General features: G+C 66.0%; 29 protein-coding genes, 1 tRNA gene and 1 pseudogene. 12 read left to right on the forward strand and 19 right to left on the reverse strand.

The features are described 5' to 3' along the window. Positions 1-84 precede the first annotated feature (84 nt). A complete protein-coding gene (locus tag EAX62_RS17540) occupies positions 85-159 on the forward strand; it encodes a 50S ribosomal protein bL37 (protein ID WP_407703339.1) in 75 nt (24 codons plus the stop codon). Positions 160-279: 120 nt separating this feature from the next. On the opposite strand, the gene EAX62_RS12135 is transcribed toward EAX62_RS17540, so the two are convergent. The 4 genes from EAX62_RS12135 to EAX62_RS12150 all read right to left on the reverse strand — a co-directional run bounded on the left by EAX62_RS12135 (position 280) and on the right by EAX62_RS12150 (position 3,554). After that, positions 280-1,788 carry an SDR family NAD(P)-dependent oxidoreductase gene (locus EAX62_RS12135; protein WP_233557923.1) on the reverse strand — a complete coding sequence of 503 codons (1,509 nt, stop codon included), beginning with the start codon at positions 1,786-1,788 and terminating at the stop codon, positions 280-282. A 65-nt stretch (positions 1,789-1,853) separates the two neighbouring features. Next, positions 1,854-2,123: a zf-HC2 domain-containing protein gene (locus EAX62_RS12140; protein ID WP_121901981.1), complete on the reverse strand. Its 270-nt coding sequence runs from the start codon at positions 2,121-2,123 to the stop codon at positions 1,854-1,856. Continuing rightward, positions 2,123-2,746, reverse strand: coding sequence for a sigma-70 family RNA polymerase sigma factor (locus EAX62_RS12145; RefSeq protein ID WP_121902157.1), 624 nt, complete (start codon positions 2,744-2,746; stop codon positions 2,123-2,125). The genes EAX62_RS12140 and EAX62_RS12145 overlap by 1 nt, the downstream gene beginning before the upstream one ends. Positions 2,747-2,864: 118 nt before the next feature. Beyond that, on the reverse strand, positions 2,865-3,554 hold the full coding sequence (locus tag EAX62_RS12150) for an SOS response-associated peptidase (RefSeq protein WP_121901982.1): 690 nt from the start codon (positions 3,552-3,554) through the stop codon (positions 2,865-2,867). 59 nt (positions 3,555-3,613) lie between these two features. On the opposite strand from EAX62_RS12150, the gene EAX62_RS12155 reads away from it, so the two are divergent. The 5 genes from EAX62_RS12155 to EAX62_RS12175 all read left to right on the forward strand — a co-directional run bounded on the left by EAX62_RS12155 (position 3,614) and on the right by EAX62_RS12175 (position 8,294). Further along, the gene (locus EAX62_RS12155) at positions 3,614-4,228 is read left to right on the forward strand and encodes a DoxX family protein (protein WP_158600664.1); all 615 of its coding nucleotides are present in this window, start codon (positions 3,614-3,616) and stop codon (positions 4,226-4,228) included. Then, entirely contained in the window at positions 4,228-5,499 is a 1,272-nt protein-coding gene (gene aroA, locus EAX62_RS12160) for a 3-phosphoshikimate 1-carboxyvinyltransferase (RefSeq protein ID WP_121901984.1), read from the forward strand. The genes EAX62_RS12155 and aroA overlap by 1 nt, the downstream gene beginning before the upstream one ends. Continuing rightward, positions 5,499-6,482 (forward strand): ribosome small subunit-dependent GTPase A, encoded by a 984-nt coding sequence (rsgA, locus tag EAX62_RS12165; protein ID WP_121901985.1) that lies wholly within the window; start codon positions 5,499-5,501, stop codon positions 6,480-6,482. The genes aroA and rsgA overlap by 1 nt, the downstream gene beginning before the upstream one ends. A gap of 29 nt (positions 6,483-6,511) precedes the next feature. Then, the gene (locus tag EAX62_RS12170) at positions 6,512-7,306 is read left to right on the forward strand and encodes an inositol monophosphatase family protein (RefSeq protein ID WP_121901986.1); all 795 of its coding nucleotides are present in this window, start codon (positions 6,512-6,514) and stop codon (positions 7,304-7,306) included. A gap of 118 nt (positions 7,307-7,424) precedes the next feature. Further along, complete coding sequence (locus tag EAX62_RS12175) at positions 7,425-8,294, forward strand: SDR family oxidoreductase (RefSeq protein ID WP_121901987.1); 870 nt, start codon at positions 7,425-7,427, stop codon at positions 8,292-8,294. Positions 8,295-8,433: 139 nt separating this feature from the next. On the opposite strand, the gene serA is transcribed toward EAX62_RS12175, so the two are convergent. The 6 genes from serA to EAX62_RS12205 are packed head-to-tail and all read right to left on the reverse strand — an operon-like array spanning position 8,434 to position 14,521. Further along, the gene (gene serA, locus EAX62_RS12180) at positions 8,434-9,624 is read right to left on the reverse strand and encodes a phosphoglycerate dehydrogenase (protein ID WP_121901988.1); all 1,191 of its coding nucleotides are present in this window, start codon (positions 9,622-9,624) and stop codon (positions 8,434-8,436) included. Between the two features lie 57 nt (positions 9,625-9,681). Then, the gene (locus tag EAX62_RS12185) at positions 9,682-10,461 is read right to left on the reverse strand and encodes an ABC transporter ATP-binding protein (protein WP_233557924.1); all 780 of its coding nucleotides are present in this window, start codon (positions 10,459-10,461) and stop codon (positions 9,682-9,684) included. Beyond that, complete coding sequence (locus EAX62_RS12190) at positions 10,458-11,285, reverse strand: ABC transporter ATP-binding protein (protein ID WP_121901989.1); 828 nt, start codon at positions 11,283-11,285, stop codon at positions 10,458-10,460. Before EAX62_RS12190 ends, EAX62_RS12185 begins: the two co-directional genes overlap by 4 nt. Further along, a complete protein-coding gene (locus tag EAX62_RS12195; RefSeq protein ID WP_121901990.1) occupies positions 11,282-12,091 on the reverse strand; it encodes an ABC transporter permease in 810 nt (269 codons plus the stop codon). The genes EAX62_RS12190 and EAX62_RS12195 overlap by 4 nt, the downstream gene beginning before the upstream one ends. Further along, positions 12,088-13,047 carry an ABC transporter permease gene (locus tag EAX62_RS12200; protein ID WP_121901991.1) on the reverse strand — a complete coding sequence of 320 codons (960 nt, stop codon included), beginning with the start codon at positions 13,045-13,047 and terminating at the stop codon, positions 12,088-12,090. Before EAX62_RS12200 ends, EAX62_RS12195 begins: the two co-directional genes overlap by 4 nt. A gap of 1 nt (position 13,048) precedes the next feature. Beyond that, on the reverse strand, positions 13,049-14,521 hold the full coding sequence (locus tag EAX62_RS12205) for an ABC transporter substrate-binding protein (protein WP_121901992.1): 1,473 nt from the start codon (positions 14,519-14,521) through the stop codon (positions 13,049-13,051). 236 nt (positions 14,522-14,757) lie between these two features. Here EAX62_RS12205 and EAX62_RS12210 point away from each other — a divergent pair, with 236 nt between their 5' ends. Then, a complete protein-coding gene (locus EAX62_RS12210; protein WP_121901993.1) occupies positions 14,758-15,924 on the forward strand; it encodes an FUSC family protein in 1,167 nt (388 codons plus the stop codon). 8 nt (positions 15,925-15,932) lie between these two features. Here the strand turns inward: EAX62_RS12210 and EAX62_RS12215 are convergent, their stop codons facing one another. After that, a complete protein-coding gene (locus EAX62_RS12215; protein WP_121901994.1) occupies positions 15,933-16,577 on the reverse strand; it encodes a Pr6Pr family membrane protein in 645 nt (214 codons plus the stop codon). A 122-nt stretch (positions 16,578-16,699) separates the two neighbouring features. Between EAX62_RS12215 and EAX62_RS12220 the strand changes: the two genes are divergently transcribed. Both EAX62_RS12220 and EAX62_RS12225 read left to right on the forward strand, forming a co-directional pair. Then, positions 16,700-16,776 (forward strand) — tRNA-Met (locus EAX62_RS12220). 166 nt (positions 16,777-16,942) lie between these two features. Further along, positions 16,943-17,839, forward strand: a complete 897-nt coding sequence (locus tag EAX62_RS12225) for a hypothetical protein (RefSeq protein WP_121901995.1) — start codon at positions 16,943-16,945, stop codon at positions 17,837-17,839. Between the two features lie 97 nt (positions 17,840-17,936). Here EAX62_RS12225 and EAX62_RS12230 read toward each other — a convergent pair whose 3' ends face one another. The 3 genes from EAX62_RS12230 to EAX62_RS12240 all read right to left on the reverse strand — a co-directional run bounded on the left by EAX62_RS12230 (position 17,937) and on the right by EAX62_RS12240 (position 19,676). Next, positions 17,937-18,137 carry a hypothetical protein gene (locus EAX62_RS12230; protein WP_121901996.1) on the reverse strand — a complete coding sequence of 67 codons (201 nt, stop codon included), beginning with the start codon at positions 18,135-18,137 and terminating at the stop codon, positions 17,937-17,939. A gap of 169 nt (positions 18,138-18,306) precedes the next feature. Beyond that, on the reverse strand, positions 18,307-18,702 hold the full coding sequence (locus tag EAX62_RS12235; protein ID WP_121901997.1) for a VOC family protein: 396 nt from the start codon (positions 18,700-18,702) through the stop codon (positions 18,307-18,309). Positions 18,703-19,079: 377 nt separating this feature from the next. Then, on the reverse strand, positions 19,080-19,676 hold the full coding sequence (locus EAX62_RS12240; protein WP_233557925.1) for a Type 1 glutamine amidotransferase-like domain-containing protein: 597 nt from the start codon (positions 19,674-19,676) through the stop codon (positions 19,080-19,082). 482 nt (positions 19,677-20,158) lie between these two features. Here EAX62_RS12240 and EAX62_RS12245 point away from each other — a divergent pair, with 482 nt between their 5' ends. Next, positions 20,159-20,512, forward strand: coding sequence for a YciI family protein (locus EAX62_RS12245; RefSeq protein WP_121902159.1), 354 nt, complete (start codon positions 20,159-20,161; stop codon positions 20,510-20,512). Between the two features lie 14 nt (positions 20,513-20,526). After that, on the forward strand, positions 20,527-21,738 hold the full coding sequence (locus tag EAX62_RS12250) for an RNA polymerase sigma factor (protein WP_233557926.1): 1,212 nt from the start codon (positions 20,527-20,529) through the stop codon (positions 21,736-21,738). Positions 21,739-22,114: 376 nt separating this feature from the next. Here EAX62_RS12250 and EAX62_RS17175 read toward each other — a convergent pair whose 3' ends face one another. The 5 genes and pseudogenes from EAX62_RS17175 to EAX62_RS12270 all read right to left on the reverse strand — a co-directional run bounded on the left by EAX62_RS17175 (position 22,115) and on the right by EAX62_RS12270 (position 24,393). Beyond that, the gene (locus EAX62_RS17175) at positions 22,115-22,375 is read right to left on the reverse strand and encodes an alpha/beta hydrolase domain-containing protein (protein WP_233557927.1); all 261 of its coding nucleotides are present in this window, start codon (positions 22,373-22,375) and stop codon (positions 22,115-22,117) included. 43 nt (positions 22,376-22,418) lie between these two features. Then, positions 22,419-22,631: pseudogene (locus tag EAX62_RS17545) on the reverse strand (SRPBCC family protein); the annotation flags it as partial. 116 nt (positions 22,632-22,747) lie between these two features. After that, on the reverse strand, positions 22,748-23,191 hold the full coding sequence (locus EAX62_RS12260; RefSeq protein WP_233557928.1) for a DUF1801 domain-containing protein: 444 nt from the start codon (positions 23,189-23,191) through the stop codon (positions 22,748-22,750). Between the two features lie 114 nt (positions 23,192-23,305). Beyond that, positions 23,306-23,701 carry an ArsR/SmtB family transcription factor gene (locus EAX62_RS17395; protein WP_325048826.1) on the reverse strand — a complete coding sequence of 132 codons (396 nt, stop codon included), beginning with the start codon at positions 23,699-23,701 and terminating at the stop codon, positions 23,306-23,308. Further along, positions 23,701-24,393, reverse strand: a complete 693-nt coding sequence (locus EAX62_RS12270) for a tyrosine-type recombinase/integrase (RefSeq protein WP_121902000.1) — start codon at positions 24,391-24,393, stop codon at positions 23,701-23,703. Before EAX62_RS12270 ends, EAX62_RS17395 begins: the two co-directional genes overlap by 1 nt. Positions 24,394-24,875: 482 nt before the next feature. On the opposite strand from EAX62_RS12270, the gene EAX62_RS12280 reads away from it, so the two are divergent. Next, entirely contained in the window at positions 24,876-25,409 is a 534-nt protein-coding gene (locus EAX62_RS12280; protein WP_199711275.1) for a hypothetical protein, read from the forward strand. Position 25,410: the final 1 nt, after the last annotated feature.

Genomic DNA, 25,410 nt, shown 5'->3' on the forward strand with positions numbered 1-25,410 from the left:
AGGGCCACGTGGGACGCATGGTAGGACCCTGCGCCGGTTTCTGGCACACTTGTACCCGCACCATCCAGCAAACGAGGAGTCACCATGGGCAAACGTGGACGCAAGCGCAACGCGCGCCGCAAGAACAAGGCCAACCACGGCAAGCGTCCCAACGCCTGACCGAGGAGATTCACACAACCCCCGCTGGTTTGCCGGCGGGGGTTTTGTTTGTGCCCCGGTCCGGGAGGACACCGAGGGGACGTCTCCCGGGTGCCCGCCCGGGGTGACGGGGCGTCAGCGTCACCAGGGGCTGGGCTTGTAGTCCTTCACGAAACAGCCGTAGAGGTCCTCCCCTGCCTCGCCGATCACGATCGGGTCGTAGACCCGGGCCGCGCCGTCGACCAGGTCGAGGGGGGCGTGCCAGCCCTCGGCGGCGATCCGCAACTTTTCCTGGTGGGGCCGCTCGTCGGTGATCCATCCGGTGTCGACCGCTGTCATCAGGATCTTGTCGGTCTCAAACATCTCCCCGGCGCTGGTCCGGGTCATCATGTTCAAAGCGGCCTTGGCCATGTTGGTGTGCGGGTGGCCGGCACCCTTGTAGCGCCGGGAGAACTGCCCCTCCATGGCTGAAACGTTGACCACGTACGCGCGTCGGGCACCGGCGGCGACGGCCGCCCGCATCGCCGGCCTCAGCTTGGAGACCAGCAGGAACGGCGCGATCGAGTTGCAGAACTGCACCTCGAGCAACTCCAACGGGTCGACCTCGTCGACAACCTGGGTCCAGGAATTGTTGGTCTGTGTATCAGGCAGCAGTCCCCCGGCATCGACGGCGGTTCCGGCCAGGTGTGCCTCGAGCGAGGCGTTCCCGGCGGAGAGGGCCAGCGCCGTCAGCGACGCTGCCGTGTGCACGGCCCGGGCCTGCTCGAGTGACTCACCTTCGTGCTGTGGCACGGCGTCCCTGTTCAGGGCACCGGCGATTGCAGCGGGGTGGGCCTCGGAGATCCGGTCGAAGGAGAGCATCTCCGGCAGTTCACGGCCGGCGCAGGGGGGTGCGAGGGGGACCAGCTCAGCCTCGACGAGTTGGCTGTAGGCGCCGGGTGAGCGCCTGACGGTCTGGCAGGCGTTGTTGATGAGGATGTCCAGGGGCCCTGAGGCGGCCACGTCCTCAGCCAGGGAAACCACCTGGGTGGGGTCGCGCAGGTCGATCCCGACAATCTTGAGCCGGTGGAGCCATTCGTCGCTGTCCTCGAGCGAGGAGAAACGCCGGACGGCGTCCTTCGGGAACCGCGTGGTGATGGTGGTGTGTGCACCGTCGCGCAGCAGACGCAACGCAATGTACATGCCGATCTTGGACCGACCGCCGGTCAGCAGCGCCCGCTTGCCCGTCAGGTCGGTGCGCTGGTCACGCTTGGTGTGGGAGAAGGCGGCGCACTCGGGGCAGAGCCAGTGGTAGAAAGCGTCCACCAGCGTGTAGTCGCGCTTGCAGATGTAGCAACCGCGGGACTTCAACAACTCGCCGGCGAAGGCACCGGTGGTGGTGGAGACGAGCTGAATGCCCTGGGTCTCGTCGTCGATGCGCATCCGCGAACCGGTGGCGGTGGCTTCGATGATGGCGCGGTCGGCCGCCGCCTCCGCCTCGCGCTTGCGCAACCGACGGGTGTGCTTGAGCACCTTGTACATGTGGGATGCCGCGCGCTTCACCGTGGTCACGTCGGGATGATCCGACGGCAGCTCATGGAGCTCACCGAGCACCTTGACCGCGATGGCGAGTTCGTCGGGGTCGATGGCATCCAGGCTGGGGTTGGTCACCGCCAGATCCTAGTTCACCGTCCCCGTAAAGCTGGCGTCGTGCCGGCCGGCATGAGTGCAGGGTCTCAGCGGAGAGTGCGACGGATGACGCGCACCCGGGCGGCGAGTCCTGCCGGCGCCCTCTGCGCGGGCTGGCTGCGTTCGATCATCTCCGTGATGGTGGACTCGATGTCGAAGTTCTCCATACATCGTTCGCAGGCGTGCAGGTGAACGCGGATCACGTCCGCGTCCGCGTCGGCCAGTTCGTGGTGGAGGAAGGCGTGAACCGCCTCCAGGGCCCTGACGCATTCGTCCATCTCGTCGTGTTCGTGGCTCCACATTGCGGTGTCGGACATCACGCATCGCCTCGCTGACGACGGGAGATGCCACGTTCGGCCGCGTAGTCGGCCAGCGCGTCACGCAGGAGGGCGCGCCCCCGGTTCAGCCGGCTCATGACCGTGCCGATCGGCGTACCCATGATCTCGGCGATCTCCTTGTACGAGAAACCTTCGACGTCCGACAGGTAGACAGCCATCCTGAAGTTCTCGGGCAACCCGCTCATCGCATCAGCCACCGTCTTGTCGGGCGTCTGATCCAGCGCCTCCATCTCCGCTGATCGCAGACCCTCGGAGTCATGCGAGGCCGCCCGTGCCAGGTGCCAGTCCTCGACGTCGCCGTCGAAGCTGGTGCGAGGCGAACGCTGAGCCTTGCGGTAGGTGTTGATGTAGGTGTTGGTGAGAATCCGGTACAGCCACGCCTTGAGATTGGTTCCGGGCGTGAAGGTGGACTGAGCGGCGAACGCTTTGGCGTAGGCCTCCTGTACCACGTCCTCGGCGTCAGCGGCATTGCGGGTCATGCGCAACGCGGCGGCGTAGAGACGGTCCAGGTGGCTGAGCGCCTCTTCCTCGAAGGCAGCGTCCTGCGACGGGACGTCGACGGCGTCCGGGGCGAGGTCAGTGCTTGAGGCTTCCACGTTCATCAGGTACGAGGATAGCGCCGGAAAACGACGACGCAGACCCATGTCCGGGACTGCCGTGTCGAGGAGTGGGGCCATGTCTGGTGGAACACCACCCGTGGCCCGTCTATTCCCCAAAAGATCACTCGATGGGCAGCAGAAGGTCGGCTCCGTCGTTGGCCACGGAATTGACGGCCCTCGACACCTTGGTGGGCGCCAGATGCGGCAGCGGCACCAGTAGTTCCCGCGCCGTCTCACCGGCCGTGAGTCCAGGGTCCAGCCAGAGGTCCCGGTCCGTGACGGTCATGGGCATCCTGTCGTGCACCCACCCCAGCTCATCGGTGGCGCTGGTGGTGATGATGGACGCCGTGGCGAGCCATCCGTCTGGCCCCTTCCAGAATTCGTAGATCCCGGCCATGTGCACCATCGAGCCATCAGCCGGCCTGAGGAAGTAGGGCTGCTTCAGCGTGGTGTCCCCGATTTTCTCCGGCCGCCACTCGTAGTAGCCCAGGGCGGGCAGCAGGCACCGCCTGGCCGCCATGGCCCTGCGATAGGCGGGTTTTTCGGTGACGGTCTCCACGCGGGCGTTGATCATGCGCGCGCCGCCCCCGGCATCCTTCGACCAACTGGGCACCAGACCCCACCGGAGGCCCACGAGCTTGCGGAGGAGACCTGTCTCCGCCTCGCGCTCCACCACTGCGGGAACCGTGTCGGTGGGGGCGATGTTGAACCGGGGAACGCACGCGTCGCGCCCGTCCGCCGTGACCTCGTCGATGCGGTACTCCTCGACGAGTTCGTCAGGATCAGCACCGGCCGCGTATCGCCCACACATGCGCACCAATCTAGGACGTGCGAGCGCTCGTGCACTCCTGAGTGGGTATGTTTGGCCCCATGAGCCTGTTGCGTTTTCTGTCCCGTAGTCTGTTCGCCAGCGCCTTCATCGCCGACGGTGTGAAGAAGCTGCGCAACCCCGCCGAGTCCGCCCCGGAAGCCGAAGCCTTCACGGCGCGCGTCGTGCCGCTGTTGCAGCGCGTGGTCCCGGCGCCCTACTCCTCGTCCATCCCCGAGTCCACGGAGACGTGGGTCCGTCTGGGGGGCGCCGCCGAGGTGGCAGGTGGTGTGATGTTCGCCACCGGGATCGGTCGCCGACTGGGTGCGGTCCTCCTGGCCAAGTCCACGGTCCTGAACGTCGCCATCGCACTCCCGGCGAAGGGCGCCTCCAAGGAGGAGAAGGACGCGGCCCGACCGAAGGTGCTGACGAACCTGGCCCTTCTGGGTGCCACGTTGATCGCCGCCCGCGACCTCCAGGGTCGCCCCAGCCTGTCGTGGCGGGCAGAGCAGACCGTCAAGGCTGCCGACAAGAAGATCTCCGCCACGACCGACGACATCTCGCACACAGCGAAAAAGGCCGCGAAGAAGGCGGAGAAGAAGGGCCATGACCTGTCGAAGAGTGCCCGGAAAGAGGCCAAGAAGGTCGGTAAGAAGCTGGAGTCCGTGATCCACTGATGGCACACCTTCTCCCTTCGTCCCCGGGACCGGTGACGGCTGAAGTTCTGGTCCCCGGGTCGAAGTCCGAGACCAACCGTGCCTTCGTCATCGCTGCCTTGGCGGACGGGCCCTGCACGGTTAAAGGCGCGCTGGCCTCCCGCGACAGTGACCTGATGATTGCCGCGCTGCGCTCGATGGGCGTCACGGTCGAGGGGGACGTGTCCGACGGGCTGCGCATCACGGCGCCGCAACGTTTCACCACTGCAGCCAGTGGCATCGACTGCGGGCTCGCCGGCACCGTGATGCGCTTCGTGCCCCCCGTCGCGCTGCTGGCCGGGGGCCCCACGCACTTCTACGGCGACCCGCATGCCAGCAACCGGCCCATGGCAGGGCTCCTCGACGCATTGCGCCAACTGGGTGCGGACGTGGACTCGGACAGGCTCCCGTTCACCGTCACGCCCGGCCGCAGCGCGTCGAACGTGGTGCGGGTGGACTCCTCCGCCACAAGCCAGTACATTTCCGGCCTGCTGCTGGTGGCAGCCAGGCTCCCCCGGGGGCTGCGCATCGAACAGGTCGGCGCCACCGTGCCGTCCCGCCCTCACATCGGCATGACGGTGCACATGCTGCGCCAGCACGACGTCCACATCGACGAGGTGGACGACAACACCTGGCAGGTGGCACCCGGTCCCATCGCTGCGCGCGACATGACGGTGGAGCCCGACCTCACCAACGCGTCAGTCTTCCTGGCAGCCGCGGCCGTCACCGGGGGCTCCGTCACCGTGCCCAGCTGGCCCGCTGTGAACCAGCAGGCCGGTGGTCTCTTCCTGGACATCGCCCGGCGCCTCGGCGCCACCGTCGATCAGGACGGGGACCGTGTCACGCTGCACGGACCCGAGCGCCTGCAGGGCATCGACGTCGACCTGCATGCCTCCTCCGAGCTGACACCTGTCGTGGCGAGCCTGGGCGCGCTGGCCCGGGGTACCACCCGCATCCGCGGCGTCGGGCACATCCGCGGCCACGAAACCGATCGCCTCGCCGCCCTCGTCACGGAGTTCACCCGGCTGGGCATCACAGCCCACGAGACCGACGACGGGCTCGTCGTGGAAGGTGTCGACTCACCCACCGACCTCGCACCCACCGAGTTCGAGACCTACGCCGACCACCGCATGGTGCATTCGGCCGCCATCCTCGCGCTGCGCGTCCCCGGACTCAGCGTCACCGACCTGGCATGCGTCGCGAAGACCATGCCCAACTTCGAGGCCGACTGGCTCGCCGCGGTGGGTGCCTGATGGCCCGTCGCGGGGGGCTCGGCGCCGATGACCAGGGTGGTTTCGACCGGCCCCGCAAGCACAGCCGTCCCCGCACCAAGGAGCGACCCGACTACTTCGGGGCCCCGACGGCGCGGATCGTGACCGTGGACCGTGGGCGGTACCGCTGCCTGCTGGACAACGGAACGTTGGTCACGGCGACGAAAGCGCGCGTCATCGGGCGCAAGGGTGTCATCGTCGGAGATGTCGTGACGCTCGACGGCGACACCTCCGGCTCGGAGGGCACGCTGGCCCGTATCGTCGAGGTGGCAGAGCGCCGGACCATCCTGCGTCGCAGCGCCGACGACGCCGACACGTTCGAGCGGCCCATCGTGGCCAATGCCGACCAACTCATGATTGTGACGGCACTGGCTGACCCGGAGCCCCGCATGGGCATGATCGACAGGATTCTGGTGGCCGCCTTCGACGCGAAGGTCTCCCCCATCCTGTGCCTCACCAAAGCCGACCTCGCCAGCCCCGACGAACTGATCGCGGCCTACCAGCCGTTGGACGTCCCCATCATCACCACCCGCCCCGGCTCCGACCTCGCGGCCGTGCACAGCATCCTCACCGACCACACCACCGTGCTGGTGGGGCACTCGGGCGTCGGGAAGTCCACCCTCGTCAACGCCCTGGTGCCCGGCATCAACCGCGCGGTGGCTGAGGTCAGCGACCTCACCGGCAAGGGCCGTCACACCTCCACCTCGGCCCTGGCGATCCCGCTGCCGCAGGGTGGCTGGATCGTGGACACACCGGGCGTGCGCTCGTTCGGCATCAGCCACGTGAAGACCTCCTCCATCGTGGCCGCGTTCGGCGACCTCACGGAGTTTGCCGAGCAGTGTCCCCGCGGCTGCCACCACCAGACCGGTGCAGAGGGGTGCGCACTGGACGAGGCCGTGGCGGATGGTCGGCTGGACCACCTCCGGCTCGCCTCATTCCGCCGCATGGAGCGCGCCTTCATCTGAGCGATCACCCTGTTCGATAGGTTGGGTCCATGGCCCAGCCGAAGAACCTGACCGACGACGTCCGACTCATGCACATGCTTGCCGACGACGCGGACTCGTTGTCCATGAATCGCTTCAAAGCACTCGACCTGCGTTTTGAGAGCAAACCTGACAACACACCCGTCACCGAGGCGGACACCGCCGTCGAGGAGTCGATCCGACGGACGCTGGCCAAGGCCCGTCCGCGCGACGCCGTGCACGGCGAGGAGATGTCGGACACCGGCGAGAGCGCACGCCGCTGGATCATCGATCCCATCGACGGCACCAAGAACTACTTGCGCGGCGTTCCCGTGTGGGCCACCCTCATCGCACTGCAGGTGGAGGGGGAGGTCGTCGCATCCGTCGTGTCCGCCCCCGCGCTCAGCCGGCGCTGGTGGGCCAGCCTCAACGGCGGCGCGCGCACCGGCAAGACCCTGTTCAACGCCTCGGAGATCCGCGTCAGCAAGGTCTCCGAGATGGACAACGCCTCCCTGTCCTACTCCGACATCTCCGAATGGGTGGACTCGGGCCGCGGCCAGGGCTTCATCGACCTCATGCGCCAGTCCTGGCGCACCCGCGCCTACGGCGACTTCTGGAGCTACATGCTGGTGGCCGAGGGCGCCGTCGACATCGCGTGCGAGCCGGACCTGGCCCTCTACGACATGGCCGCCCTTGACATCATCGTCCGGGAAGCCGGCGGTCGCTTCACCAACCTCGACGGAGAGCCCGGTGTCAAGGGTCCCGGCGCCCTCGCGACCAACGGCCTGCTCCACGACATCGCCATGGAAGTACTCAGCACCCTCTGAACCAGGGGACGACGGTCGCGACTTCTGGAATGTGGTTGCATCCACCTCTGGCCGGACGTAGCGTGACACCACTGCCGGCACCAGCCTGGCCTCGGCGTGCAGCTTCGAGGAGGGTGACATGGACACCGTCGTTGTCGCCGGCGCCACCGGCTACCTGGGCCGCCACGTCGTGGCCGAGCTCGCGGCACGCGGTCACCTGGTGCGTGCGATTGTCCGCTCCCGCCGCCGGGCAGAATCGCCGGGTCCACACGGCGCGCCCTCGCTGTCAGGACTCGTCGCGGAGTGGGCCGAGGGGGAGGTCACCGACCCGGGCTTCGTCACGGGACTCTGCCGCGGGGCGGACCGGGTCATCTCCGCACTGGGGGTCACCCGACAGAACGCGAACCCGTGGGATGTCGATTTCGTGGCCAACCTGCACCTGCTGGCCGACGCGGAGCACCATCAGGTGCGCTCCTTCCTCTACGTCAACGTCATGCATGCAGACATTGGCCGCTCCCTGCTTTTGCGCGCCAAGTCAGCGTTCGCCGAAGTGCTGCGTCGCTCCCCCGTGGCCCATCAGGTGGTGAACCCGTCCGGGTACTTCTCCGACGTCGGCGACTACGTGGGCATGGCGCGGCGCGGCGTCGCACTGGTGCCTCCCGGTGACGCGCGCGTGGCGCCCATCCACGGCGCGGACCTGGCCCGATTCTGCGTCGACAGGATGGGGGACGTCAACGGCTCCTGGGATGTGGGTGGCCCCGATGTTCTCACCTACCCGGACATGGCCCGTCTCGCCTTCGAGGCGTGGGGGAAGCATCCGCGCCTGGTGACGATCCCCGGCCCAGCCCTCACGGCAACAGTGTGGATGGCGTCTCGTCTGGGCGAGCGATCCGCCAGCCTCGCCCAGTTCTTCGCCGAGGGATTGACGCACGACGCCGTCGGCGAGCGCTGCGGCACCCACCGCGTCGGGGACTATTTTCGCGAGATGGCAGCCAACCACGACGCCTGAGGCTGTCCGGGACCGGGAGCATTCCCGCATGCCTCGCCGCGAGGAACTGCCGAGCAACACAGGGGGGCCCGGGCCCCCACGACACAGAACCCCGGCCCACGACCGGGTGGGCCGGGGTTTCGTGACGTGTGTGGTGGACTTACAGCACCCGGACGCGGACTGTCTCGTCCAGGGCCTCGAGTTCGGTGAGGAGGTCGGCGGGCGCCTCCCCCGACACGTCGGTGACGGCGTAGCCGAGCTGGCCCCGGGTGGACAGCGTCTGGGAAGCGATGTTCATGTTGTGGTTGGCCAGCAGGTGGTTCAGGCGGGCCATCACGCCGGGCACGTTGTGGTGCAGGTGCACGATGCGGTGGTTCTCCGGGGATGCGCCGGGCACCTCGGGCAGGTTCACACACATTGATGTGGCGCCGTAGGTCTCGTAGTCGGCGAGCTTGCCGGCGACGTAGCGGCCGATGTCCACCTGAGCCTCCAGAGTGGAGCCACCGATGTGCGGGGTGAGGATGACATTGCTCAGGCCCTGCAGCTTGCTGACCATGGGCTCGCCCTTCATCTTGGGCTCCTTGGGGTACACGTCGATGGCGGCACCCGCCAGGTGACCGCTCACGAGGTTGTCATACAGGGCGTCGTGGTCGACGACGTTGCCGCGGCACAGGTTCAGGAACAGCGTGCGGGGACGCATCTGGGCGAACTGTGCCTCGCCGATGAGGCCGGCGTTGCTGGCCCGGCCGTCGACGTGCACGGAGACCGTCTCGGAGACCTCCAGCAGTTCCTCCATGGACCCCAGGCCCTTGGCGTTGCCGAGCGGCAGGCGGTCCGCGATGTCGTAGTAGTACACGCGCATGCCGAGCGCCTCGGCCACCACGGACAGCTGGGAGCCGATGTTGCCGTACCCGATGATGCCGAGCGTTCGCCCCCGGATCTCGTGGGAGCCGATGGCCGACTTGTCCCAGCGCCCCTCGTGGACGTCCTTGTTGCGGTCCGTGAGGTGGCGGGCCAGGCAGATGATCTCGGCGATCGCGAGTTCCACGACGGAGCGCGTGTTGGAGTAGGGGGCGTTGAACACGGCCACACCGGCCTCGGTCGCGGCGTCGAGGTCGATCTGGTTGGTACCGATGCAGAAGGCGCCCACGGCCTTGAGGCTGGGTGCAGCCTCCAGGATTTCGCGGGTGATCTGCGTACGAGACCGGATACCCAGGTAGCTGACGCCCTCGAGCGCGGCGACGAGATCACCGTCAGTCAGGGCGCCGGCCCTGTTCTCGACGTCGTAGCCACGCTTCGTCAGGATGCGGGTGGCCTCGGAATGGATGTTTTCGAGCAGGAGAGCCTTCACGTGTCCCACAATAGCGATCTGCGGACGGGGGCTGCTGCCTGGTCAGGTCACGGTCGATCAGATGCTGAGTGTTGCCTCGAGCAACTGCCTGGTGTAGGGGTGGCGGGGATCCGCGAACACGTCGTCGACGGCCCCCTCCTCGACGACGCGGCCCTGCTGCATCACCACGACACGTTCGCACAGGTGCCGCACCACGGCGAGGTCATGCGAAATGAACACCAGCGCGAGACCTCGCTCCGTGACGGCGTCGGACAGGAGGTTCAGCACCTGTGCGCGCACGGACACGTCCAGCGCTGACACGGGTTCATCGGCCACGAGAGCCTCGGGGTCGCTGACGAGAGCCCGCGCGATGGCCACCCGCTGCCGCTGCCCACCGGAGAGCTGGTGCGGGAAGCGGGACGTTGTGGCCGGATCCAGGCCGACGGACTCCAGCGCCGCCCGGACAGCCTCCGGGGATACCTCTGGAAGGTCGCCGCGACGCCGGAGCCGTGGCGAGCGCAGCGGCTCAGAGATGATGTCGCCCACCTCCATGCGTGGGTTGAGCGAGGAGTTGGGGTCCTGGAACACCATGGAGGCACCGGCCCGCAGGTCGCCGAGGAGTCGTTCGGGCAAGCCGTCGACGCGTTGACCCCGGAACGACACCGTCCCGGCGCTGGGCCGGATCAGCCCCAACAGCAGCCGGGCCAGCGTGGTCTTGCCTGAACCGGAGCCGCCCACGACCCCCACCCGCTCCCCCGGCGCGAGCCGGAAGGTCACGTCGTGGAGCGCCACGAATGGCCGCCCGGAGCGCCGGTACGTCACCTCGGCACCCTGCGTCGCCATCAGTGAGCCGTTCACGCACGACCCCCCTCTGTGAAGTCGGTCATGGTGGGTAACCGGGTGCCCCTCGGGTGGTTGCCGATGCGCGCCGCCGCGACGAGGCCCCGCGTGTAGGGATGCTGCGGGTCCTCGATGATGTCGTCGATCTTCCCGGACTCCACCACACGCCCCTGGAGCATGACGAGCACCCTGTCGCAGACCTGCCGGACCACGGCGAGGTCGTGGCTGACGAACAGCGACGCGCGCCCCTGGAGTTGCTCGTCGAGCAGGTCAAGGATCTGGCGCTGCACGATGACGTCGAGCGCCGTGGTGGGTTCGTCGCAGATCACGAGCCCCGGCTCGTTCGCCAGCGCCATGGCCACCAGCGCGCGTTGCCGTTGCCCACCGGAGAGCTCGTCGGGAAAGGACCGGGCGACGCGCTCCGGGTCGGTCATGCCGACACGCCCCAGCCAGTCGAGCACCTCGTCGTGGATACCGCCCCTGCGGTCGCGGTGGTGCAGCGCCACCACCTCACCGATCTGGCGCCCCACGCGCATCGTGGGGTCCAGGGCGGTCATGGGTTCCTGGAAAATCATGGACACCTCGTCGCCCCGCAAAGGACGCAGCTCCCGCTCCGGGGCGCCCACGAGTTCGCGCCCGTTGAGGAGGATGGACCCGCTGACGTGGGCATTTTCGGGGAGGAGCCCGATCATTGCCAGACCCGTGACGGACTTCCCGGATCCGGACTGCCCGATGATCCCGAGGCGCTCGTGCTGCCCCAGCGTGAACGACAGGCGGTCGACGGCGACGGTGCGGCGGCGGCCGAACGCGACGGTCAGGTCTGTCACCTCAAGTCGGTTCACGCGATCTCCCGCAGCTTGGGGTCCAGCAGGTCGCGCAGTCCGTCGCCGAGCAGGTTGAAGCCCATGGTGGCCATGGCGATGGCCAGACCGGGCCACAGCGCCACGAGCGGGGCGTTGAAGAGTTCGTTCTGCGCCTCGCGCAGCATCCTGCCCCACGTGGGGACGTCGCTGCCGGAGCCGAGGCCCAGGTAGGACAGTCCCGCCTCGGCGAGGATTGCCAGCCCGAAGCTGACGGACACCTGCACCCCCAGCACCGGGGCGATGTTGGGGAGCACGTGGCGCCACGCCACCTGCAGGGGCGGGGTGGCAGACAGTCTGGCCGCCTCCACGAAGGTCTGGCTCATGACCTGCATCGTGGCGGCACGGGCGATACGGACGAAGACGGGGATGGTGGCGATGCCGATGGCTGCCACGGCCGTCCACGTGGAGCCGCCCACGGCGGCCGCGAAGAGGATGGCCAGCAGCAGGGCGGGGAAACCGTAGAGGATGTCGGCGCCGCGGGACAAGATGGCTGCCACCCACCGGTGGGACATGCCGGCGATGATGCCCACGGGTACCCCGATGAGGGCGGCCGCAGAGACCGACATGACGCCCACCAGCAGGGCCAGCTTGGCACCGCTGATGATGCGGGAGGCAGTGTCGCTGCCCTGCCCGTCGGTGCCCAACACATGCGGCCATCCGGGGGGTGCCAACCGGGGCCCGGAGATGGCCGTGGGGCTGAACGGCGTCCAGAACAGCCCCACGGCCGCCATCGAGACGATGACCGCAATGAGGACACCACCCACCACGAGGTTCGCGCGCCTCATCGGTTTGTCCCCACCCGTCGCAGCCGCGGATCGACGAACTGGTAGATGACGTCGACCACGAAATTGATGACCAGCACGGCCCACACGAGCAGCAGCACGATGCCTTGGACCACCACGAGGTCGCGCTGGCCAACGGCCAGCAGGAGGCGGGAGCCCAGGCCCGGCAGAGCGAAGACCTGTTCGATGATGATGGCCCCCACCAGGAGCGTCGAGAGCTGCAGGCCGATGACGGTCAACAGGGAGATGGCCACGTTGCGGCTGCCGTGCCGCAGCAGAGCACCCCACGTGGACCAGCCCACGGAGCGGGCGGTGCGGAACCAGTCCTCCCCGAGGACGTCGATGATGGCGCTCCGCACGTAGCGGGCCAGGATGCTGGCCTGAACGACGGCCAGCGCCGTGACGGGCAGCACCAGGTGCAGGGCCCACTGTCCGAGGCTGTCCCAGTAGCTGACGTAGTTGCCGGCGGGCAGCCACCGCAGCGTCACGGCAAAGATCACCACCAGCCAGATTCCCGCCCAGAAAGCAGGGATGGACAGCCCTATCTGGGCAATGGCGGAGGCGACGAAGCCGCTGGCGTGGCGTCGACGGACCGCCGCGAACGCGCCCAGCGGCAGGGAGATGAGGATCGCGAGCACCATGGCGAGACCCACGAGCCACAGCGACACCTCCAGGCGGGGCGCGATCTGCGAGACCACGTCGCGGCCCGTGATCATGGACGTACCGAAATCGCCGCGCACCACACCGGTGACCCATTCGACGTAGCGAACGCTCAGCGGCCGGTCGAGCCCGAGGCGCTGGCGAAGTGCCTCCACCTCCCCCGGTGAGGCGTTCGTCCCCAGGATGACCTGTGCGACGTCGCCGGGCAGGGCGTTGGTGGCGAGAAAAATGAGCAGGGAGGCAACCAGGAGGCTGACCACCAGCCCGGCCAGCCGCAGCCCCACGGTGCGCAGGGTCACGTCACCGGTTGGTGGCGACTGACGTCAGGTCAAAGGACAGGCTCGTGGCGTTCTGCTCGAGTCCGGAGACCTCCTTGGTGGTGATCACCAGGTTGGGGAGAAGGAACAGCCAGTCGGCTGCCGCGTCGTCGGCCAACATCTTCGCGGCCTCCTTCATCAGCGTCACCTGTTCCTGCGCCGAGCCCTCGTCGGCCTTCTTGATGAGGTCTGCGAATGCGGGGTTGTCGTAGTGCCAGTAGTAGTCCGGGTTGGCGAAGTTGCCGATGTCGCGGGGCTCGACGTGCGCGACGATCGTCATGTCGTAGTCGCCAGCGGTGTAGACCTCACTGAGCCAGCGGGCAAACTCCAGTTCCTCCACCTGCACCGTGACGCCGATCTCCTTGAGCTGTGCCGCGATGAACCGGGCGGCGGGCGGGGCGTAGGGCAGCGTGGGGACGCGCAAACGCAGCGTCAGGCCGGACTCGAAGCCCGCTTCCTTCAGCAGGGCACGCGCCTTCTCCTGGTCGAAGGTGTAGGTCTTCGAGAGGTCCTCGAACCACGGGTCGGTGGGCGCAACCATGGACCCGATGAGCATGCCCTTGCCACCCCAGACGGAGTCCACGAGCGCCTGCCGGTCGATGCCGTAGTTGATGGCCTGACGGACCTTGAGGTCGGCGAGTTGCGGGTTGTCGTGGTTGAACCCGAGTACCACCTCCCCGTCGGTGGTGCCTTCGATGACGGTGTACTTGTCGGGGTCCCCGAACTGGTCGAGGGCCTGGGGCACCGTCAGGTTCGAGATGATGTCCAGCTGGCCGGACAGCATGGCCGTGTTCATGGCGTTCGGGTCGGCGTAGTAGCGGAAAAAGACCTCGTCGACGCGCGTTCCCGTGCCCCAGTAGTGATCATTGCGCACGAGCTTCACGAACTGGCCCGTCTCCCACTCCGCAAAGGCAAACGGCCCGGAACCGGCCGGTTTCGTGTCCAGGGTGTCCAGACCGGCCGGGTCGTAGATGATGCCGGCGGGACCGGCCATGTCGAAGAGCCACTGGTTGCTCGGCTGCTTCAGGGTGACCTCGACGGTGTCGGAGTCGAGAGCCTTGACCGAGTCCACCGGCGCCATCTTCGACGTGACCTGGTCAGTGATGCCGTCACCCTTCAGGATCCGGTCGAAGGACGTCACGACCGCCTCGGCGTCGACAGGGGTGTTCGAGGCGAACTTGGCCAGCCCGTCCAGGTTGAAGGTGTAGACCTTGTTGTCATCGGAAACGCTGTAGTCGCGGGCCAGCAGAGGGCGGATCGCGCCCTCGCCATCTATCCGCACCAAGGTCTCGTACACGTTGTAGAGCAGCACGAAGGGTGTGCCGGCCCCGTTGACCGTCGACGGGTCGAGACCCACGGGTTCACCGGTGGCCCCGATGTTGAGGATGACGGGTTCACCCTGGGAGGGTGCTTCGGGACGTGTGCAGGCTGTCAGCGCGACGGCTCCAGCAGCCATCAGACAAAGCCAAGCCGCGACGAGGCGGCGTGGACGACGTGCTTCCATTGGGCGGAACTCCCCCATCGTGGACAACATAACGCGGCAATCCTATCTGCCCGGGTCCGTGGAACCGTGACCGGTGCGCCGGCAGACTGAGCGCCGGCCCCGTGCCACGGGGCCACTGTCGGCTAGAATTCACGATGCGTTGACCGCCATGGCGCTCCTGTGGCGATCCTGAGAATCGGGAGGATGCGTTGTCGAAACCGAAGCGCCGCCTTTTTTCCTGGGAGGGCACCGGCAACGCCATCCACGACGCGTCGCTGCGGGCTTTCGATCTCAGCGAACGCACCGCCAGGTGGGGTTGGCGCTCCCAGAAGCGCCGTGTCCTGCGCTGGCAGTCGCGGCTGTTCATGATCGTGCAGATTTCGCTGGCCGCCGGCATGTCCTGGTGGCTTGCCCAGACACTGTTCTCCCACAAGGCGCCGTTCCTGGCCGTGGTGGCCACCATCGTCTGCCTCGGTTTCAGTTTCGGACAGCGGCTGTGGCGGGCGCTGGAGATCTCCGTGGGCGTCACCGTCGGCGTGCTCTTCGGCGACATCTTCCTGCACTACTTCGGCACAGGGGTGTGGCAGATCGTCCTCGTGATCGCCGTCGCCATGTCGTTCACCACGTGGCTGGGTGCGCGCACGCTCATGGTCACGCAGTCCGCAGTCCAGGCGGCCGTGGTGCTGACCGTCATCCCGGGCGTCGACGCCGGCATCTCGCGGTGGATGGACGCGCTCGTGGGCTGCGGCGTGGCACTGGTGTTCGCCACCGTCGCGCCCACCGGCCCCGTCATGCGGCCACGCCTGCAGGCCGCCAAGGTGTTGCACGAAACGGCCAATACCATCCGGGAGATGATTCTGGCCGTGGAGGCCTCCGACATGGAGGCCGCCGAACGCGTGCTTGCCTCCGCGCGTGCCACGGAGCAGGCCCTCGCCACGCTGACGACCGCCGCCAACGAGGGTGCTGCGGTGGTCCGGTTCTCCCCCTTCATGCGACGGCACCGCCAGGGTGTGCTCCAGATCGCCGACCTCACCGTCCCCCTGGACCGCTTCACCCGCAATTTGCGCGTTCTTGCGCGGCGCGCCGTCGTGGCCGTCTACCGCGGCGAGGGAGTCCCCGATGACCACCTCCAGCTCATGGCGTGCCTCGCGCAGATCACCGACGAGTGTGCCGCCGAGCTCTTCGCCATGCGTCAGCCCTCCAGCAAGATCGACGACATCGTTGCCCTGGCCGAGCAGAGCGCCACCATTCCCGTCGGGGACAGGCTGTCGAGTGCGGTGATCCTCGCGCAGGCGCGCTCCATGATGGCGGACCTGCTGGAGCTGTGCGGGATGGACTACACCGACGCCCGCGACAGCATCCCCGACCTGGCCTGAGTAGTCCCTCAGTTGTTGGGCACCCCCGGCAACCGGGTGTCGAGGACCCACGCCACCGCCGCCAGGACGAGGAACACCAGCGTCACGGCGCCGCATGTGATGAGAACGGGAACCAGCCCGCGCGCCGCCACGTCCAGGAAGGGATAGGGGTACCACCGCGTCAGGGAGCCCAGCGCCAGCGTGCCGACCAGCCATGCGATGGGCCAGAGCAGGGACCACAGGGCGCCCTGGAGCGTCAGGCGGGGCCGCGGGCCGAACACGAGCCACCCGATGAGCGCCAGGGCCGGGACCACGAGGTGCAGCCCCGTGTCGGCCACCGCGTTGAGGCCCTTGAGGTCCAGCAGTGGCCGCAGCAGGAAGAAGTGCACGAGCCCCGTCAGCGTGATCCCCAGTACCGCGTCGATGCGCATGACGCGCCACAGTGCACCGTCGCGCGCCGGGTTCTTGACGAGCGTGGCAGCGGCGACCGCCACGAGGATGTTGCTCTGGACGGTGAAGTAGCTGACGAGGCGCCACAGACGTGTCCCGAGCGGTGGGACCAAGGACTCGTCCAGCACCGCCTGCCCCTGGATCACCAGCCCAGCCTGCAGCAACAGCGTCGCCAGAACGATGATCAGAGTCACCGTGTGCCAGGTTCGTGCCCATGCGTGCATCACGGGGGAAGGATATCCATGCCTCTGCACCACGTCTGCTGCCACGGGCGATCAGTGTGAAGAGGCCCTGGGAACCCCCGATTTGTGCCCACCGAAATTGCCGTCTATAGTTGGTCAAGCAACGCGGGGTGGAGCAGCTCGGTAGCTCGCTGGGCTCATAACCCAGAGGTCATAGGTTCAAATCCTGTCCCCGCTACCACAGGGAAACGAAAAGCCACAGTTCTTCGGAACTGTGGCTTTTTGTATTGCCACGACCACGCGCGGGCACATTCGGATGCTATATTTTCGAAACCTGGTTGCCCTCGGCGCCCGAGCGCACAGCCGAATACCACTCGCACTGCTCAACGTCGCTCAGGGGAGAAACCATGAAACTCCAGGCCCGCACACTTGCCGCAACCATCGTCGCGGCCCTCGTCGCCATTCTCGCTCCAGCGTTGCCTGCACACGCTGACGTGCCACCAGTCAACCGTGTTTCCTGCCCGAGTGCGGCCGAGATCAACAAGCTTCGCCCTGCCGACTCCACTGAACCTCCCCTCGCGTACGGGGTTCAGCCAGCTCCGTACCTCTGCATCTACAGGTTCAAGACGACGGCCAACGTGCCGCCCACCCTCGAGTTCGGGCTCAACTCCTACACGCTCAAGCCCGACACCATCGAGTACTACTACGAGCAAGAACGCCTGGGGCTGCTGTCCAATGTGCAGCCGCTCCCGGAGTTGAGCAGCTACGCGTTCTCCTTTGCCGATCCGCAGGGGTTCACGGTTGTCACTTGGCAGTTCTCCCCCGGTTCTCTCGCCTACGCGAACCTCCAGTTCTCGTGGATGATCGCGGCACAGGTGCCGATCGCCAAGCTCTTCAAGCCCATGATGGAGGTGTACACCATCCCCGGTGAGCGCACCGTGAACGGCCGTCAGTGGCGCACCACCTGCGAGCCCTACTCCTCCACCTGGCGCTGCCGCACGGAGATCTTTGCCACGACCATCAAGAAAACTCCGACCGGGTTCGAAAGCGTCAAGGGCTGGGCCTTCAACTCCCTGACCTACCGCTGGTCGGACCGCGCTCTGTGGGTGAACAACCCGTTGGGAAAGACCGGTCAGTGGACGAGTACCGACGGACGTCAGTGGCGCACCGAATGCGACACGACCAAGACCGGGCGTGGTGCCTGTCGCAGCTACATCTTGACAACCGTCTATGACCGCCAGGGTGGGAAGTACACCCAGAGCAACAAGTGGGTCTTCAACAACCAGGTCCTGTTCACCTACTGAGGATGATCCACACCCCCCGGGATCAGGGTGTACCGACGCTGCATGAGTAGGCCCGGCTGATGCGCCGGCGCTCAATTCGTCGCCATTTCCGGATGACTCAGTCGGACACGCTCAGAGCCGCTTCAACCGTGTCGATGGTGAACTGTTTACTGAGCTTGCACGCGGAGTTCTGGTTGGCGAACATGCCCGGCTTCCAGATGGCCTCCGAGGCGCGCACCGTCGCCTCCCACTTGGCTGGCACCACGTACTCGGCGGTCACCTCTGTATCGCCCGAAGAACCGTACTGGTATGAGGGCAAGGACGGTTCTCATGTCCACAACTGTCGCACGCCAGAAGAGGGACGCGGGAGTAACGGGACTTGACGTCCAGAAGCCCCCAGTCACTCAAGCCCTAGACTTTCAACGCTGCAGTGCGTTGATCCCTTGAACTCGCCACCCTATTTGAACGTTCTTAGGCAGCTTGCCGGCTCAGCCTTGGTACCCGATCAGCCAGCGAATTTGGAAGCGGTCAGTCACTTGTCCGTCGTGGTCACCCCAGCTGCGCTGCTGCAACGCGTCGATATCGCTGCCATCCTCGGCCAGCCTGGCAAACCACGTCTCCATGACAGCGGGCTCCGCAGTACCGAGCAATGAGAACAAGATGCCATCAAGTTTCAGCGCCGACTCCCCTGCGGCGACGTCCGAGGCGAACAGTTCGACGGGACCCTGCAGCATCCCGTGGGAAATGGCTTCCGCGGGGCCGTCCGTACGCCCGAAGTCCTCGTACGTATTAAGCACAAGGGCACCTCCGAACACGTCGCGGTAATAGGTGAGCGCGTCGCGGGCGGTGCCATCGAAGGCGAGGTAGGGGGTAAGTCCAGTCATACGTCGACGCTAACAGCGCTGATCAGTTGCGGTCACCGGTTATTGCTGTTGGAGGACGACTCCACCGGTTCGCGAAGTCGGCGGTCTCCGACAGGGGACGTGTGTCGGCTGAGATCATGGCCGCCTACCAACAGCACGACTAGTCAGCAACCCCTTGACCCAGGCGCACAGGTTGACCGGTGATCCTGGGTTCAGGGGCGATGGTCTTTGCCCGCCGGTAGAGGGGTGGCCCGGGACATTCGGAGGTCGCGTGCCACTTGCGCGGCCAGTCCCCCCCCCGTCGATAAATCGCAGGGCGTTGGGGGATCTGGCTGCGGTTCGCGGGGGCGTGTTGCGGCATGCAACAAGGGCTGCGGCATCGAGTGTGTGAGGGGCTCTTATGGGGAGAGGTGCGTCCACTGTCCCTCGGAAATGATCTCGACTGTCCCGTCGGTCACCCTGATGGCGCTGTGGTCGTCGAGGGCGTAGGCGGGTCCGCCGATGTCGGCCGCCCAGCGCTCCGCTTCGGCCAGGGTGTTTTCCGGCAAGACGTCCAGGTGGGGGAAGATCGAGAAGTCCACGACGCCCAAGGTGCGGTCGTCCCGCGCGAACGGCCATTCAACGAAGGCTTTGCCGATGCGCGGGGTCATCACCATGCTGCCGGCGCTGACGCCCACCCAGACCATGTCAGTCAGTGACGGCAGGAGATCGGCCAACCCGGACTCCCGCATCCAGTGCCACAGGTAGGTTGCTTCGCCACCGGCGACGAGCAATACGTCGGCATCTCGGACCCAGGGGACCCAGGTTTCCGCTCCGATCGTGGGCAGCGCGGTCAACTCGAGGATTCCCAGCGACTTCCAGCCCAGAGCTGTCATGCCACCCCAGGCACGCCCACTGACGTAGTCCCGCGCCGAGAGCGGTCGGTCCGTGGGGTAACCCCACCGTGCCGTCGGAACGCAGAGCGCGGTCGACTCGGCGACCGGCTTGCCCAGCATGTCGATCAGCGCGTCGCTGATGCTGGTGTTGGTGATACCCCCGAGGTGAGCAAAAGCCTCATTACATGCCTTCCTGAGGTGGTTGAAGCGACTGGGTGCGGAACCTACTCCTCGATGTCTCCTAGGAATGCAGTCTGCCCGATCTGAGGGAACAGTCCCGCGCGTCGCGCCGAAGCTCAAGAGAGTGGTGTGTCCGCGAAACCGCCCCGCTACTGCTTAGACTTTTCAAGGCGCGCCACTTCGTCGCCAACGCCGACTCGGTGAGACGCCTAGATTCGTAAGGGTTGCGCGACACCGGGATGGGGAAGCATCACTCTCGGCTCGTGCGTAGGTAAGGCAAAGGACCCCGGTGATCGGACTCAATCTTCAGGCACTCGAAGAAGCCGTTGAGAGAATTGTGGGATGTGGTGTCGTATCGGCGCAGAGCCGTTCGTAGCATAGGTGTGGTGGCCAGAGGGGCTATCTGGTGAGGAGTTGTGACCATGACGCAATATCTGTTGTCGGTATTTGGACCTGCTGAGCGCGGCGAGTTTGGGAGCTACCCGGACAGGGAGACGATGGTGAAGGCGATGGCCGACACAGGAGTCTTCAACGAGCGGCTGCAAGCCGACGGCCACCTTCTTTACGCCAATGGTCTTGCTTCGGCGATGGATGCGACCGTCGTCGATGGGCAGGGTGAGACCCCGGTCTTTAGTGATGGCCCGTACCTGGAGTCCAAGGAGTACATCGGCGGATTTTGGATCATTGAGGCTGCTGACTTCGATCAGGCGCTTGCGCTGGCGGCTGAGGGCTCGAAGGCATGCCAAGGACGAGTTGAGGTCCGACCGTTCCAGTGACTCAAGTCGAGGGGGTGATCACCCGGGTCTACCGCGAGGAGTGGGGCCGGGTGGTGGCTGGGCTGGCGAGGCGTTTTGGTGACCTCGATATTGCCGAAGAGGCGGCGGCCGAGGCGTTCGCGATCGCCGTGGCTCGGTGGCCGGTCGAGGGCGTACCTGCCAACCCCGGCGCTTGGATGGCTACCACCGCCAAACGCAAGGCCATCGACCGTATCCGGCGTGAGAACAATCGTGACCACAAGCAACGGCAGGCCCAGATGTCGATCAACAACAGCTCGCCGGACCCGGTCGGCGCCATCGTCGACGACCGGCTGCGGCTGCTGTTCATCTGCTCTCACCCTGCCCTCGCGATGGAAAGCCGGGTGGCTCTGACGCTGCGGATGGTAGGAGGTCTGACCGTGACCGAGATCGCTCGAGCCTTCTTGGTCCAGGAGGCCACAATGCGGCAGCGGATTACCCGTGCGAAGGCAAAGATCAAGGCGGCTAACATCACGTACCGGGTGCCATCGGCGGAGGACCTTCCGGCGCGCGTGTCCGGCGTACTTGCCGTCATCTTCCTCATCTTCAACGAGGGCTATCTGGCGACCGGCCACCACACCCATCCCGTACGTCGCAACTTGACCGCCGAGGCGATCCGGCTCACTCGTCTGATCCGTGTACTCCTACCCGACGATCATGAGGCGACCGGACTCTTGGCCCTCATGCTTTTGACAGAAGCCCGTGCTCTCGCCCGCGTCACGGCAAGCGGCGAATTGGTCACACTTGACCAGCAGGACCGTGGGGCTTGGGATACGGCGCTCATCGCCGAGGGTCATCGGCTGGTAAGCGAGCGTCTCGCCGCCGTGGTCACTCCAGGTCGCTACCAGATCCTCGCTGCGGTCAACGCAATTCACACATCCGCCACCGATTTTCGCGACACCGACTGGTTGCAGGTCGTGACCCTCTATGACCGTCTCGCTCTCCTTGACCCCTCGCCAATCATCGTCCTCAACCGGGCCATCGCGGTCGCTGAGTTGGACGGACCTGAAGTGGCCCTAGCCACCATCGACCGACTCGAGGACACGCTGGCCGGTTATCACGCCTACCACGCCACTCGCGCCGACCTGCTGCGACGGATGGGCCGCAACCAACAGTCATGCGCGGCATATGACACGGCTATCGAGCTGGCAGGCAACACCGCCGAGACGGCCTATCCCACCCGCCGTCGCGACCAACTACCAAAATGATCCAACCTGAGCTTTGGTCGAGACCGCCCTCAGCATCCCCGAGTGTGTAGGCAAACCGCCGACCCTCCTATCAGGATTCGCTGGGCCCATCGGAGAAGTGGTCGACCCTTGTCGCAGTGGAGTGCCCTAATGCGAGCGGAATCGTCTTCAACTCGCCCGAGATTGCCCCAGTGGGTACCACTTGGGTTGACATAGTCACATAGCCCTCGTGCCTCGAAACCCATGAACAGGACACGCAGGTACGCCGTAATCACCCAGTACGGGACTGTCTCGTTAACGGTGTTTCCGGGTTCGCTGCAGGCGGGTCCGAACACTCCGCAATCGGGGTGTACGGACCCGTCGGATTCACACGAAGGTTTTCAGCCAGCGTTCACTGTCAGGGAATGTCGGATTGCTTGGCTTCCTTGATGAGTGCTTGCCCGTCCAAGGCTGTGATGAAGCGCTGGTTCACCAACGACTCGGTGTTCTTCTTGACCTTCTTGACGTAGTCGTTGTGGCTCGAGTACAGGCTGGTCAGGGTCGCCTTCGAGAATGGGACCTCGTGACCGGCGATGAAGCACAACGATGCACCTGTGGATGTGCCGGACCAGGTGCTGGTGGGCACATCGAGGTAGGGGGACCGGAGGCCACCCAGCACGTCCGATCTGGCTGAACACTATTTCGGTTCCACCTCCGATCGCGTTGAAGGTCACAGTGAGTAGTTCGCGTTCTTCTCCTTCAAGCTCGTTGGACATGGTCATCACGAGCTTGTGTGGTCGATCAACCTCGACGTATTCGCCGCGCATGTGGAATTCGCCGTGGGCGAGGAGGCCCGGTTGATCCTGTCGGAGCATCATGGTCGCCTCCCACCCGCCGCCTGATCGAACATCTAACGACAGTCGGTCTAGTGGGATTTCGACGTCACTCCCTCCCCACCACTCGGCGAAGGACTCTGGCGTTACTCAAGCATCGAAAACCGCTTCGGGTGAAACTCCGAACCGGCGGGTAACGACGGAGCCTGTCGCGTGAGTCATCGTTTCTTACCACCGACACCTGGCACGGACGCAATCGACGTCATCCATGCGGCGACCTGGCGTTCGTCGAGATCCTCAACAGTGTGCAGCTCCACACCTCGTGTCGCCTTGCCCATCCCCTGCGGGGTCACAGGAGGAACCGGCTTGAGGTCGACGCCGTTGATGAACATGAGCTTGACGTGGCTAGCGAACCCGCCGCAGCTGAAGCACCAACCGTCGCCGACGCCGTAGTACGACATACCCCACTTCACCGAGCGCTGTAGGTCGGGCAGCGTCTTGGCTGCCAGCGCATCGACCGCTTCTGCGATGCCGCGCTGCGGCTGAGGCAGGCTGGCGATGTAGGCGAAGACCGGCTTGTCACCGACTGCCGCCTTCGCAGGGCTCGCTTTACCCGTCATGGCTTCGGGCAGCGTCACCTTTGAACCCGTCGATTCAGTCATCGTAGTGCCCTTCATCTCAGTTGTTAGGTGGTGTTCGAGAGCGTCGAAACTCGTCTCCCAGAACTTGCGGTGGTCGTCGATCCAACCGGCTGCCGGCGCGAGAGCACTGGCCTTCTATCTCGCCGGGCGCCACTGGGCTTCGCGACCTCGAGAAATGAGACCCGCCGTTTCGAGAACCTGTAAGTGCTGTGAGATCGCGGGCATGCTCATGTCGAAGGGTGCCGCAATGTCCTGCACGGTTGCCGCCCCACTTGCGGGCTTCGCGAGGATCGCACGACGAGTCGGATCGGCAAGAGCTGAAAAAGTTCGGCTGAGCTGGGCGACTTTCCTACACTGAATACTAAACCGATTGGTCAATAGAAGCGCGTCGTCCTTCTGAAATCTTCGTAGAACTGGATGGTGACGATCACGGTCAGGAGGGGCCACCACACAAGGGCAAGAGCGCCGGGGTAGAAACGGTCGCGGATTGGACCGCTTCGTGCACTGAGCGACGAGGGGCGACGTCCCCATCACACTGCACGCAGGACGTCGCGGCGTCGAGGTTGGGGGGAAGCCTCTATTGCTGGGGGCCGTGGCGTTCGTGATAAAGCGGCCATGGGTCGCTTCTCCTTGGCGAGAGTTCTGTGGCGGCCGTCGGCGCGGGCCGCCCGGAAGGTTCGAGCAGTGTCGGCGAGGTTGACGGCTCGGCGTAGTTGTTCGCCGTTGTGGGCGAGGTAGCGCTGGGTGGTGGCGACGGATTCGTGGCCGAGGAGTTGCTGGACGACGATGATGTCGTGAGTCTGCTGATAGATCGTCGTGGCGAAACGGTGACGCAGCCCGTGGAGGTTCCAGGGCGGTGGTAGTTGTTGGTTGATGAGTTTGCCGAGCCAGTTGGAGCCGATGTGGCCGTCGCACTCGCCTGGGAACAGGTAGCCCGTGATGTGGTGAGCGGCGACGTAGCTGCGGATGGAGGAGTCCAGTCCGTCGGCCAGGGGTACGAGGCGGTCGGTGCCGCCCTTGCCGTGGACAAGGAGAGACCTGCCCAGCAGGTCTTCGCGGAAGTCGTCGAGATGGACAACGATGATCTCGGAGCGGCGCAGCCCTGCGCTGGCGGCAAGTCGTGACCCGAGGGAGATTCGGGGGTCGTGCGAGGTGAGGAAGGTCTGGAGTACCGGTTCGGGGACGGGTCTGGCCTTGGTTCGGGGTCGTCGGACTCTGGGCATCTCCACGAGGCGGCTCCGGCCGGTGGTGTGGTTGATCCAGAGTGTCGGCCCAGCTGATGCGCCGGCGCTCAATTCGTCGCCATTTCCCCCGGTTCGCTCGCCTGCGCGAACCTCCAGCAGCTACGTCGCCGGCTGGGCCGGCGGAGACATCGAGATGATCCAAGGCAGCGCCGCCAACGTCCTTCGAGCCGTCCACCAACTGGCCGGGGCCCTCATCGAGGACGACACCCCAGCCGCCGAAGCCGCCTGAGAACGTGGAAGGGGTGACCCCGCCCCAGCAAGGCGAGGGTCACCCACCACCAGGCCCGGGCACATCCCCCCGTGCATCCCCAACCCTCTCGCGCCCTCACAGGCAGCGCGGTTCCCCGCACCGGCTGGTTACCGGACGCGGTTTCCTGAATTGACAGGACGCGGCCCTGCCGATGCCTAGAGTGGGTCAGGCCCACAATGCAGTGGGCGCTGGACCCTTGAAGGAGCGTGCCGTGACTGGTGATGAACGTGAATCGGAAATTCAGCCTGACGAGATTCAGGTCGCACAGGAAGACGCGCAGGACGTCCAACGTCCGGCCCTCGATGACGACCAGATGGCCACACTGACCCGGCTGATCAAGGTGATGTACCCCCAAGACCGGTTCCCCGACGGGCCCTTTGAACGGTGCGCGGAGGTCGTGCGGGACGGCGTCCAGACCGACCTGCCCGCAGGGCTGGCCCGTCTCGACGACCTCGCGGGTGGCTCGTTCAAGGACGCGGACGACGCGGCACTGCGCCAACTGGTCGACGGACTGGGACGGGACGACTTCGTCGTTGCCGTGCACAGCGTCGCTGTGAACACCCTCTACAACGACCACGAGGTGTGGACGATCCTCGGCTACGAGGGTCCTTCATTCGAGAAGGGCGGCTACATCAACCGCGGATTCGACGACCTGGACTGGTTGCCTGAGGCCCGCATCACCGAGTACGAGGGGCAGGGGCGCGTCGAGAACGTGCCGCTGGCCCAGAACGCTGGAGGGAACTGAG

Source organism: Tessaracoccus antarcticus, from assembly GCF_003688855.1.
Lineage (GTDB): Bacteria > Actinomycetota > Actinomycetes > Propionibacteriales > Propionibacteriaceae > Arachnia > Arachnia antarctica.